Source organism: Stenotrophomonas sp. ZAC14D2_NAIMI4_7 (genome assembly GCF_003086675.1).
Classification (GTDB): Bacteria; Pseudomonadota; Gammaproteobacteria; order Xanthomonadales; family Xanthomonadaceae; genus Stenotrophomonas.
The window spans coordinates 3,546,205-3,557,283 of sequence record NZ_CP025995.1 but is presented as its reverse complement, the minus strand read 5'-3'; the positions used below and the strand labels follow the sequence as shown (position 1 = coordinate 3,557,283).

General features: G+C 67.4%; 8 protein-coding genes and 1 pseudogene. 4 read left to right on the top strand and 5 right to left on the bottom strand.

Features of this window, described 5'->3' with window-relative positions; genetic code table 11:
- From C1922_RS20720 to C1922_RS16350, 4 genes and pseudogenes are all read right to left on the bottom strand, one after another.
- Positions 1-108, bottom strand: a pseudogene (locus C1922_RS20720) (IS110 family transposase); the annotation flags it as partial.
- Positions 109-666: 558 nt separating this feature from the next.
- Positions 667-2,313: a phosphoethanolamine--lipid A transferase gene (locus C1922_RS16360; RefSeq protein WP_108750726.1), complete on the bottom strand. Its 1,647-nt coding sequence runs from the start codon at positions 2,311-2,313 to the stop codon at positions 667-669.
- Positions 2,310-3,062, bottom strand: a complete 753-nt coding sequence (locus C1922_RS16355; RefSeq protein WP_108751633.1) for a phosphatase PAP2 family protein — start codon at positions 3,060-3,062, stop codon at positions 2,310-2,312. The genes C1922_RS16360 and C1922_RS16355 overlap by 4 nt, the downstream gene beginning before the upstream one ends.
- 111 nt (positions 3,063-3,173) lie before the next feature.
- Entirely contained in the window at positions 3,174-4,877 is a 1,704-nt protein-coding gene (locus tag C1922_RS16350) for a glycosyltransferase family 39 protein (protein ID WP_108750725.1), read from the bottom strand.
- A gap of 130 nt (positions 4,878-5,007) precedes the next feature.
- Between C1922_RS16350 and C1922_RS16345 the strand changes: the two genes are divergently transcribed.
- Together C1922_RS16345 and C1922_RS16340 are read left to right on the top strand one after the other, a co-directional pair.
- A complete protein-coding gene (locus C1922_RS16345) occupies positions 5,008-5,718 on the top strand; it encodes a response regulator transcription factor (RefSeq protein ID WP_108751632.1) in 711 nt (236 codons plus the stop codon).
- Positions 5,702-6,988 (top strand): HAMP domain-containing sensor histidine kinase, encoded by a 1,287-nt coding sequence (locus C1922_RS16340; RefSeq protein ID WP_108750724.1) that lies wholly within the window; start codon positions 5,702-5,704, stop codon positions 6,986-6,988. Before C1922_RS16345 ends, C1922_RS16340 begins: the two co-directional genes overlap by 17 nt.
- A 458-nt stretch (positions 6,989-7,446) precedes the next feature.
- On the opposite strand, the gene C1922_RS16335 is transcribed toward C1922_RS16340, so the two are convergent.
- On the bottom strand, positions 7,447-7,836 hold the full coding sequence (locus tag C1922_RS16335) for a VOC family protein (protein ID WP_108751631.1): 390 nt from the start codon (positions 7,834-7,836) through the stop codon (positions 7,447-7,449).
- A gap of 137 nt (positions 7,837-7,973) precedes the next feature.
- Here C1922_RS16335 and C1922_RS16330 point away from each other — a divergent pair, with 137 nt between their 5' ends.
- Positions 7,974-9,224: a DUF819 family protein gene (locus C1922_RS16330; RefSeq protein WP_108750723.1), complete on the top strand. Its 1,251-nt coding sequence runs from the start codon at positions 7,974-7,976 to the stop codon at positions 9,222-9,224.
- Positions 9,225-9,382: 158 nt separating this feature from the next.
- Complete coding sequence (locus C1922_RS16325) at positions 9,383-10,510, top strand: DUF3103 family protein (protein WP_159092005.1); 1,128 nt, start codon at positions 9,383-9,385, stop codon at positions 10,508-10,510.
- Positions 10,511-11,079: the final 569 nt, after the last annotated feature.

Here is an 11,079-nt window from a genome sequence, read left to right as displayed (position 1 = left end):
GTCCAATTCAGCATAGCCAGAAGGGCTATTGCTGACCTGCAGGGTCTCGCCGTCTGTCGTACCGATATCCAATCGGCGCTTGCTCACATCAATCCCGATCCCGTTCATTGCCCGACTCCGTATAGTCTGGAAGGGTCGAGAGCTCCCCCGCTTGCCCAGTCTTATCGCTTCGAGTGTCCAGCTCCAGCAACTGTTCGGGCGGATCAAGGGAGAATCCGGCGTGGGCGCCAAGCTACACGGCGATCGTCGAGATCCAGGCTCATACGGCGGCCCACGCCGGCTCTCGACACCTACGCTGCCAGATTTCCATCAGATAAGGCTTGGCCGCGGCATCCATGCCGCGGACACCCCGCAATCCGACCCCGTCATTCCGGCAGGTCGCAGGAAACTGTCGAAGGCGGGGTGGGTCCGGTCGAGGGGGCGTGAGCCGCATGGATGCGGCGACCGAGCTTACATGGGTGAGGGCGCTTTGCTTGCGAAGCACTGCTTCGCAAGCGCCCGAACGCCCAGCCGCCAGCGGCTGGGCCGGGCCCCGGAGGGGGACTTGCAGCGTCCCCCTCGACCGGACCCATCCCGCCAACCCCCAGCACACCCGCTTTTGACGTGGACGTTGACGCTGACGTTGATTCGGCAGGTGCAGGGCTGCAAGCCCTGCCACAAACACCCCTACCGCGCGCAGTTGGCGAACACGTCGCGGTCGCGTTCGTACAGTCCGGTCTTCACCTGCATCAGCCCCAGCACCGAGGGGAACAGGTTGTCGTGGTCGGTGTAGGCCGTCGCGCGCTTGCGCACGCATTGCAGATCCAAGCCACGGCTGCGCGCGAAGCCCGGCGAGAACCACATCGTCATCGGCACCCGGGTCTGCTCGGCCGGCGCGATGGCATAGGGCACCCCATGCAGGAACAAGCCCTTTTCGCCCAGTGATTCACCATGGTCGGACAGGTAGATCATCGCCGTGTCGTAGTCGTCCAGCCCCTGCAGCGTGCCGATCGTCCGGGCCAGGAAATGATCGGTGTACAGCACCGCATTGTCGTAGCTGTTGGTGATCTGCTCGCGGCTGCACTGGCCGATGTCGCGGGTGTCGCAGGTCGGGGTGAAGCGGCGGAATGCGGCAGGGTAGCGCTCGAAATACGCTGGCCCATGGTTGCCCAGCTGGTGCAGCACCACCACCCGGTCGCCGGGCTTCGCGCGCACCTGCGTGGCCAGGTCCTGCAGCAGGATCTCATCCATGCAGCGGCCATCCGCGCACAGCCCCGGCGTGGTCGCATCGGCCAGCGACTGGAACTGCAGACCTTCACAGACGCCCTTGCAGCCCGATTGGTTGTCACGCCACAGCGGGGTGACGCCGGCGCGGTTCAGTACGTGCAGCAGCGACTGGTGCGCGCGGATCTTCTTCTCGTCGTAATCATGCCGGCCCCAGGGCGAGTACATGCACGGTAGCGAGACTTCGGTGCTGGTGCCGCACGAATGCATGTCGGGGAAGTTGATCACCGGCGCCTGCGCCAGTTCGGGCGTGGTGTGGCCGCCGTTGAGGCCCCAGTCCTGCGCACGCAGCGTTTCCCCCATCACGATCACCAGCAGCCGCGGCTTGCTGGTGGGCGCGCGTGGGGTCGCCATGGCGTCGGTGCCGATCGGCAGCTTCGGCGCGCGCTGCACCGGGTTGTCGCTGCGCAGTGCGCGCGGCAGGCCCAGCATCACGTTGGCCGGCGTGGCCAGGTAGCGCACCTCGCGCTGGTTGCGCATCAATGCCGACACATCCTGGAACGACAACAGCGCACCGCCCAGTGCGGTTGCCGCTGCCAGCAGCAGGAAGCCCGCGCGCCACAGCAGCGTGCGGCCCCAGCTTCGCCTGCGCAGCTGCACGCGCCACAGCAGCAGCATCGGCACCGCCGCCAGCCACAGCAGTGGCCACAGCAGCGAAGCGGTCATCAGCTCTCGGCTTTCCTTCGGGTCGGTGGCCAGTACGTTGCGCAGCATGTCCGCATCCAGATAGATGTGGTAGCGGCCCATGTAGTGCGCGGCGAACGCGGTGACCAGCAGCAGCAGGCTGACCATCACCTTGGCGTTCCAGCGCCACACCAGAAGCCCCAGCAGCAGGCCATGTGCGCCCAGCAGCAACAGCAGCAGCGAAAGTGCATAGCGCAGGCTGCCGGGGTGGCTGGCCATCGCGCTGTGCCAGAACAGCCCGTTGCCTGCGACGGCGAAGAACAGGCTGGCCAGCGCGATCAGTGCTTCGGTGGACAGCAGTGGCCGCCACTGCAGCAGCGATGCCAGCGCGGGAAGGCGCGGCGAGCGTTCAACCGATGCGTTCATGCCTGTGCCTCCTGCCGGCGCGGGCGCGCCAGCCAGCGCTGCACGCACAGGAATAGCCCGAGCGAAAGCAGCCAGCACAGCAGCGCGGTGGCGACATCGTGCGAAAGAAAGTGCGCACCGCGCAGTTGCTGGCTGACGCCGAACACCAGGCCGGCGGCCAGGCCGATGCCCAGCCCCACCCAGCGCCAGCTGGGGCGCCAGAGCAGGGCGAAGAAGTACAGGCACAGCCAGGCATAGCCGGCACTGGCGTGGCCGGCCGGGAAACAGGCACGCGCCGGGATGCCTTTCGGGCGGTGATCGAACAGACCCACGAAGGCATCGTGGCCGCCGTAGCGCAGCAGGTCCCACGGGCAGTCCATCGGCACCAGCGCCTTCAGCAGCGATACCAGCCCGGTGCCCAGTGCGACGGCGGCCACCACGTACAGCAGCGCCCAGCGCAGCGTGCGGTCACGCCCGCGCCGCCAGTGGTGGAAGCACAGCAGGAGGGCGACCAAGCCGGCCAACGTGCTCAGCCATTTGCCGCCCTGGTGCACCCCCACGCGGGTCAGCCAGGCATCTTGCAGGGCCCAATGCCCGCCCTGCAGCTGGTACAGGTGATCGGCCAGCCACTGGTCCCCGCCCAAGCCCATCAGCAGCGCGAACGCTGGAATGCCAATGGCTAGCGGCAGCCACAGATGGGTCAGCGCGAAGCGCGAGCCCAGTCGGGATGGGGCAATCACGAGTGCGGGGGCAAGAGGACGTGCAGGCATGCGGGCCGGTGCCGTGGCGGGAATCGCGGCCATGCTGGTGAGCAACGTGTCGGAGAAGGGTCGGACTGCTGTTGCCGACCGGTTAATCTGCCGGCGCCCGCCGCGATCCGTTCAGTCTTCCTCCTGCGACGTCCCGACTGGTGCCGCATGGCAATCCGCGCTCCAGGCGGTACCCGGCAGCAGCAACCAGTGGTTGCGGTTGGCCACGCCGATATCGACCACCTGCGCCGGGTCTACACAAGGGCTCAAGGCCTGGTCCAGCACCAGTACCCAGCGTGCGTGCGGCGCTTGCGCCAGCCACGGCCCCGCGTGTTGCCACTGCTCGGCCCAGGGGCGCTTGAAGCCGAACTCCTGCACCGGCCGATCGGCCTGCAACAGGTTCTGCTCCCGCCAGGCAACCATCGCCAGGTCGGCATCGGGCCCGATCCGTTGGCTGACCCGTTGCATCAGCGCCGAGGCCGAGGCGAAGGGATCCAGCGCCGGCATCAGCAGGCCGCCGTACAGCAGCCACAGCAGGCCATGGCTGAGCAGCACCAGCATGCCTGCACGGCGCACCCGCAGCCATACGGCCAGCGTGGCCACGGCGATGGCGAAGCTCAGCAGCCCTTGTCCCAGCACCGGCAGCAGCGTCTCGGGCATCGCCCGACGTGCCAGTTGTGCCTGCGCCCATGCGCTGTCGCTCATCAGCAGCATGCCCAGCGTAGCGGTGCACAGCATCAGCGCGGCGCTGTAACCGAACAGGTAACGCCGCACCCACACCAGGCGCAGCAGGCCCGGCAGCAGCGGCGCGACCGCCAGCGCCAGCGCTGGCAGCATGGGAAGCACGTAGACCTCACGTTTGCCCGGGCTGGCGCTGAAAAATACCAGCACCAGCAATGCCCAGCCCAGCAGCAGCCAGTGGCGCAGATCCCCGCGCCGCAGCCGCCGCCACCACGGACGCAGCAGCCAGGGCAACAGTAGGCTGCCCGGCAGCCACAGCGTGGCCATCACCTGCAGGTAGTACCAGACCGGTTGCCGGTGGTGCCACGCGTTGGCGTAGCGGGTGCCGGTCTGTTTGAAGAGGAGCTCGTGCGCATACGACTGCAATGCGGCGCTGGGCTCACGCAGCAGCGCCCAGCCCAGCGGCGCCAGCCAGACGGCCGTGCCCAGCAGGAAGGCCGGCAGCAACCACAACAGGGTGGCCAGGTGCGGGCCGCCCACTGCCCGACCCAGGTGCCGCTGGTACATCCGCCAACCGAGCCAGGGCAGCACGATCAGCAGCGGCAGGAAGCCCACACCCTTGGTCACCGTGCCGACGCCGGCGGCGACACCGGCCAGCCACAACGCGGGCAGGTTGCGGCGTTCGCACAGATGGCGAAGCACGCCCCACAGGGCGAGCGTGGTCATGCCCACCAGCACCATGTCGATCTGCGCGCGCTTGGCCATCAGGCCGAACTGCAGGGTGCAGAACAGCACGGCCACCGCGCACAACGCATGCCGGGGCGACCACAGGCGCCGCGCCAGGTCCGCTACCAGCCACAGGGTCAGCAACGCTGCCAGCAGCGAAGGCAGCAGGAACGACCACCGCCAGCTTCCCACCAGCTGGTGCGCGGCCGCCTGCAACCACATGAACACCGGGGGTTTTTCCGCATACAGTTCGACCCCGCGGTGGGGCAGCAGCCACTCCCCGCTCTCGACCATACTGCGGGCAGCCAGTACGAAGCGGGGTTCATCCGGCGGCTGCGGCTGGCGCAGCCCAAGTCCCGCTGCCAGGGCAACGGCAACCAGCAGCCACAGCAGGGGTTGCCGCCAACGGCGGTGCAGGGCGTCGGGCACGGCAGGCTCCGGGGTAAAACCCACAGGCTGCGCTTGGCGGCGTGGGAAACCTGTCGGAAGGGCGCCATCCCGACCGCTTTCCGACACGGGCACAGCTACCATGGGGCCAGTTCCCGTGGATCCGCTGCGCATGCGCCTGTTGGTGATCGAAGACAACCGTCAGCTGGTGGCCAATCTGTTCGACTACTTCGAGTCGCGCGGGCACGTGCTGGACGTGGCCCCCGACGGCATCACCGGGCTGCACCTGGCTGGCAGCCATCCCTACGATGCGGTCATCCTGGACTGGATGCTGCCGCGCATGGAGGGCCCGGAAGTGCTGCGCCGCCTGCGCAGCGAGCACGGCTCGGAAGTGCCCGTCATCATGCTGACCGCCCGCGATGAACTGCCCGACAAGATCGCCGGCTTCCGCGCCGGCGCCGACGACTACCTGACCAAGCCGTTCGCTCTGCCGGAACTGGAGGTGCGGCTGGAGGCGCTGCTGCTGCGGGCCCATGGTCGCAATCCACGCAAGCGCCTGCAGGTGGCCGATCTGGTGCTGGACCTGGCCACCCTGGAGGCGCAGCGTAGCGGACAGGCGCTGCACCTGTATCCGGCGTGCCGCAAGCTGCTGGAAGTACTGATGCGCGCCAGCCCCGGTGCGGTGACCCGGCAGCAACTGGAATTCGCCCTGTGGGGCGATGAACCGCCCGATGGGGACCTGCTGCGCTCGCACGTATACGAGCTGCGACGCAGCGTGGACGGTCCCTTCGCCGACAAACTGATCCATACCCTGCCGCGGGTGGGCTACCGCCTGGCCGCCAGCCCGGCGGCAGAGGACGACAGCGATGCCCCGCGCGCATAAGCCGGGCCCGCTGTACCGGCGCGTGGTGTGGTGGCTGCTGGGCTACCTGGCGCTGCTGTCGCTGGCGGTGTTCAGCGTTGGCAACTACGTGCACGAGCATGCCGAACATGCCGCCTGGCGTGCGCTGCTCAATTCCGAACTGGACAGCATCCTGGAACACACCCGGCATGAGCCGGACTATCACTGGCAGGACTCGGACACGCTCAGCCTGTATCGCTTCGGCCAGCCAGGTCTGCCTGAGAGCGTGCGCATGCTGCATCCCGGCCTGCACGACGGCGTGCTGATCGACGACCGCGAAACAGCGGTGATGGTGCGTGATACCGCTGCGCTGGGCCGCGTTGCGCTGGCGCTGGACATCACCGATTTCCACGACCTGGAACAGTTCGCCACGCGCTGGGTGATGCTGGCCGGCATCATCATGATCTTTGTCACCGTGATGATGGCCTCCTTCGGCATGGAGCGCATGGTGCGGCCGTTGAGCCTGCTGGCGCGCAACATCGGCGCGCTGCGCCCTGGCGAGCAGGGCCAGCGCATCGACGTGGATCCGCGTGGCAGCTCCGAGCTGCACACCATCGCCGATGCCTTGAATGATTACCTGGACCGCAACGAACAGTTCGTTGAGCGCGAACGGGTGTTCATCAGCACGGCCAGCCACGAACTGCGCACGCCGATTGCCGTGGTGACCGGCGCGGCGGAACTGGCACTGGAGCAGCCGGGCCTGCCCGAGCGCGCGCGCCAGCAGATGCAGCGGGTGCTGCGCACTGCGCAGGGCGTGGAAGATCTGATCGAACTGCTGCTGGTGCTGGCGCGCGACCCGGCACGGTTGAGCTCGCGTGCCGAGCGCATCGCGCTGGACCAGTTGCTGCCGGAGATCGTCGACGACCATCGCCACCTGCTGGGTGACAAGGACCTGAGCATCGGCATCCAGGCGGCGGCGGTGGATATCGTTGCGCCGCTGGCAGTGGTGCAGGCGGCGATCGGCAACCTGCTGCGCAACGCCATCGAGAACAGCGGGCGCGGCCACATCGCGCTGAGCCTGGACGCACAGGGCGTGCTGACCCTGCAGGATCCGGGCCACGGCATGAGCCCGGAAGAAATCGCCGCGATCCATGCGCGCCTGGCCCGCGGTGAGCGCGCCGACCGCGGTGGCATAGGCCTGGAGCTGATTGCCCGTCTCTGCGAGCACCTGGGCTGGACGCTGCAGTTCCAGCCCTGTGAACCACGCGGCACCCGGGTCACGCTCGACTTCGCCGCATCGCGCCCGGCCTGATCCGAACGCTTGGTATGTGCCAACCCCGGTTGGCTCGCCCGACGCCTGGTAGGTGCCAACCTTGGTTGGCACGCCGTGCGTCGACCAAGGTCGACGCCTACCGAGGCGGATGGCGGCCGCGGAACTTGGCAGGTGCCAGCCTTGGTTGGCACGCCGCGCGTCGGTAGGTGCCAACCTTGGTTGGCACGTCGGTCCCTGGTAGGTGCCGACCTTGGTTGGCACGCCGCGCGTCGACCAAGGTCGACGCCTACCGAAGCGGATGGCGGCCGCGGAACCTGGTAGGTGCCAACCTTGGTTGGCACGCCCTGCGTCGACCAAGGTCGACGCCTACCGCGGCGGATGGCGGCCGCGGAACCTGGTAGGTGCCAATCTTGGTTGGCACGCCGTGCGTCGACCAAGGTCGACGCCTACCAAAGCGGATTGCCGCCCGACGCCCGGTCGACGCCTACCGAAGCGGATTACCGCGTTTTCGGCCGCGCCACGTGCTGGTCGATCAGAATCACGTTGCCATCCGGGTCGGCCAGCTGCACATAGCCCGTTCCCCGGCCATCCGGGTCGGTGCGCACGGCAAGTTCGATTCCCTTGCCTTCAATGGCGGCCTGCAGTTCGCGTACGTCCTGGAAGTCGGCCAGTTCCTGCTTGTGCTGGTCCCAGCCCGGGTTGAAGGTCAGCAGGTTGCCTTCAAACATGCCCTGGAACAGCCCGATCACGATGCCGTCGTTGCGCAGCACCAGCCAGTTCTGGCTGGCATCGCCGCCAGTCACCGAAAATCCCAGCGCCTCGTAGAACGAGCGCGACGCAGCCAGATCCTTCACCGACAGACTGACTGAAAATGCACCCAGTTGCATGGCACAGGCTCCGTTGAAGAAGGGCAGGATGGCCGGCACTGCAGCATGACCCTGCGTGAAGAGGATGTTAACCTCGGGTCGTGCCGCACCGATGCGGCACTTTTTTTTCCACGCTCTTTCGATCGACAGAGGATCCCATGCCGACCGAACCCGCTACCGCCCTGATCACCAGCGATATCGTAGGCCTTGGCCTGATTGCTGCCACCCTGGCCCTGATCTTCTGGGCCGCCAGTGGCCCCACCCCGTTGCTGAAGAAGATCTTCGCCTGGGTGCCGGCCCTGCTGCTGTGCTACTTCATTCCGGCCATCTACAACACCGTGGGGCTGATCGATGGCCACAACACGGCCCTGTACAACCCGATCGCCCGCGACGTGCTGCTGCCGGCGGCGCTGGTGCTGCTGACGCTGTCGATCGACCTGAAAGGCATCGCCAAGCTGGGCCCGAAGCTGATCCTGGTGTTCTGCGCCGGCACGGCCGGGGTCATGCTGGGCGCCATCGTGTCCTTCCAGGTCATGAAGTTCATCCATCCGGAAACCGTGGCCGGTGATACCTGGGCCGGCATGGCCGCGCTGGCGGGCAGCTGGATCGGTGGCGGCGCCAACATGGTGGCCATGCGCGAGATCTTCGGCACCGACGCCACCACCTTCGGCCAGTTCGCCGTGGTCGATGTGGCCTGCGCCAGTCTGTGGATGGCCATCCTGCTGTTCCTGGCCAACCGTGCGCAGCAGATCGACACCCGCAGCGGTGCCGATACCCGCGCCATCGACGAAATGAAGGCGCGTATCAGTGCCTATGAAGCGCAGAATTCGCGCATTCCCACCCTCACCGACCTGATGGTGATCGTCGGCGTGGCGCTGGGCGGGGTGGGGCTGGCGCATGCCATCGCCGCGCAGCTGGCCGCCTGGTTCAAGGCCAACGTTGGCTGGTCCAGCCAGTTCAGCCTGGACAGCCAGTTCGTCTGGGTGGTGCTGCTGTCCACCGCCTTCGGCCTCGGCCTGAGCTTCACCCGCGCACGTCGCCTTGAATCGGCCGGTGCATCGCGCCTGGGCACCGTGTTCCTGTACTTCCTGATTGCCTGCATCGGCATGCAGATGGACCTGCTGTCGCTGCTGGATCGCCCCTGGTTGTTCGTCCTGGGCCTGATCTGGATGGCCACCCACGTGCTGGTGCTGTGGATCGCGGCACGCCTGGTGCGCGCCCCGCTGTTCTTCTTCGGTGTCGGCTCGATGGGCAACATTGGCGCGGCCGCATCGGCGCCGGTGGTGGCCGCTGCGTTCCATCCGTCGCTGGCGCCGGTGGGCGTGTTGCTGGGCACGGTGGGCTACGCCACCGGCACCGGCCTGGCCTACGTCACCGGCTTGATCCTGAAGGCGATGGCGGGCGCGTAACCGGCCGGGGGAATGCGCAGGCCGCGCCTGACGCATTCCCCGGCAACCGCACGAACTGTGCAGTGCATACCGGAACCGATCCGGTGCGCTCCGTACCGTGGGCACTTCCGCTGGCAGCCGCCAGCCTCTGCCCGGGTATGACCATGACGAAAGAACGGATGTTTCGTGCGGCAGTACTGACCCTGGTGCTTGCCGCTGGCAGCGCCTTCGCGCAGGTGCCTTCGACACCGCAGCGTGCCGACGTACAGGCGATCACCGAAAGCACCGCGCGCGAGGTTGCCGCATTGCTGGCCCAGCCCGGGTTTGCCGCCAGTGCGCGCGCCGCCCTGCAGGCAGGGCCGGAGCAGGGAGTCGCCCTGCAGCAGATGATGGCCCGCTTCGACCCGCAGGCACGCACCCGCGCCAGCACGCTGCTGGCCGCGCAGGACCAGCAGGTGCGCCAGCGCAAGGGTCTGGCGCAGCAGGGGCAAGGGCTGCTGCAGTTGCGGGCGTTCGTGCCCGAAGGTTCCTCGCTGGCAGCGGTCGCGCCGGAGCGATTGTGGGTGGCCAGCCTGCCGCGTGGCAACGACCGCGACTGGACCACGCTGACCGCGTACGACGCGCAGGGTCGCGCGCACCTGCTCGATGCCCGACAGGCGCCGGACGTGCCCGTGCTGATCGTGGACGTGGATACCCGCAGTGCGGTGAAGGAAGGCATGGCCCTGGTCAACGCGGGCCTGCGCGCGCGCGGCCTGCAGTCGCCCGAACGCATCACCCTGTCGGCCGATGGCGCCAGCGCTTCGCTGGATATCACCCGCCTGGACCGTATTCGTCTGAATGACGATCAGGAGCCGTGGGCGCTGGGCGCGGCCGAAGTGTTCGCGGTGGTGTCAGGCCTGCAGGTCGACGCCACCGAACCGGAAATGATGACGGTGGACATGCCGTGGCTGGACCATGACCAGACCGACTACACGCCCCAGCAGCCGTTGGTGATCTGGGGCAACTACCGCTTCAACGCGGCCAACGTACAGCTGTTTGAAGACGATGGCGATACCAACTACCAGGAACTGCTGGTCGCCCTGGCCACCGGGGTGAAGACGGCACTGGGCGCCTTCGCTCCGGAATACGCGGTGATTGCCGATATTGCCGGGGCGATCCTCAAGGCCATGCCGACCTCGTGGTTTGTCAACGACATCGATTACCTGGACAGCTTCTACCTGCTGCAGCGCGGGCAGGGCTACACCGACCGCATGGGCGCGGCGAACAACGCCAAGGTCACCCTCACGCCCATCACCCTGGTGGAATAGGCCAGCAGGGCTTGCAGCCCTGCACCCGCGCAATGCAACAGCAACAGCAACGGCAACAGTGGGCATTCCGTGGGATGGCGGGGTGGGTCCGGTTGCGGGGGACGCTGCAAGTACGTCCATGTAAGCTCGGTCGCGCTTGCTCGTGTGCGCTGTCCTGCGCACACGGCAAGACCGGGGTTGGGCGTCCTGCCCAACCCGCCCGAGGCATGCCTCGGGCCCATGGCGCTCACGCCCCCGCAACCGGACCCACCCCGCCTTCAACAGGTTTCCGCGGCTGTAGATGGGTGCCGACCGTTGGTCGGCACATCTGTCAGATATCGATAAAAAAAAATGGGGTCAGATCCGTTTCCTTCGGAAAACGGATCTGACCCCGCATGTGACCCCGCATGTGTCCCGCCGTCAGCGGCAATCTGTCGAAGGTGGGGCGGTGTCGGATTGCGGGGTGTCCGCCGCATGGATGCGGCGGCCAAGCCTGCACGGACGTACTTGCGGCGTCCCCGCAGTCCGACACCGCCCCGCCAAACAAACGGAAACCCAGAGCCGACGCTCCTGCAGTTGCACTCGCTGTT

What these genes read in the sequence shown, in the direction of transcription:
- C1922_RS16360 (WP_108750726.1), bottom strand. Translation starts at nt 2,313, where the DNA reads ATGAACGCATCGGTTGAACGCTCGCCGCGCCTTCCCGCGCTGGCATCG.
- C1922_RS16355 (WP_108751633.1), bottom strand. Translation starts at nt 3,062, where the DNA reads ATGCCTGCACGTCCTCTTGCCCCCGCACTCGTGATTGCCCCATCCCGA.
- C1922_RS16345 (WP_108751632.1), top strand. Translation starts at nt 5,008, where the DNA reads ATGCGCCTGTTGGTGATCGAAGACAACCGTCAGCTGGTGGCCAATCTG.
- C1922_RS16340 (WP_108750724.1), top strand. Translation starts at nt 5,702, where the DNA reads ATGCCCCGCGCGCATAAGCCGGGCCCGCTGTACCGGCGCGTGGTGTGG.
- C1922_RS16335 (WP_108751631.1), bottom strand. Translation starts at nt 7,836, where the DNA reads ATGCAACTGGGTGCATTTTCAGTCAGTCTGTCGGTGAAGGATCTGGCT.
- C1922_RS16330 (WP_108750723.1), top strand. Translation starts at nt 7,974, where the DNA reads ATGCCGACCGAACCCGCTACCGCCCTGATCACCAGCGATATCGTAGGC.
- C1922_RS16325 (WP_159092005.1), top strand. Translation starts at nt 9,383, where the DNA reads ATGTTTCGTGCGGCAGTACTGACCCTGGTGCTTGCCGCTGGCAGCGCC.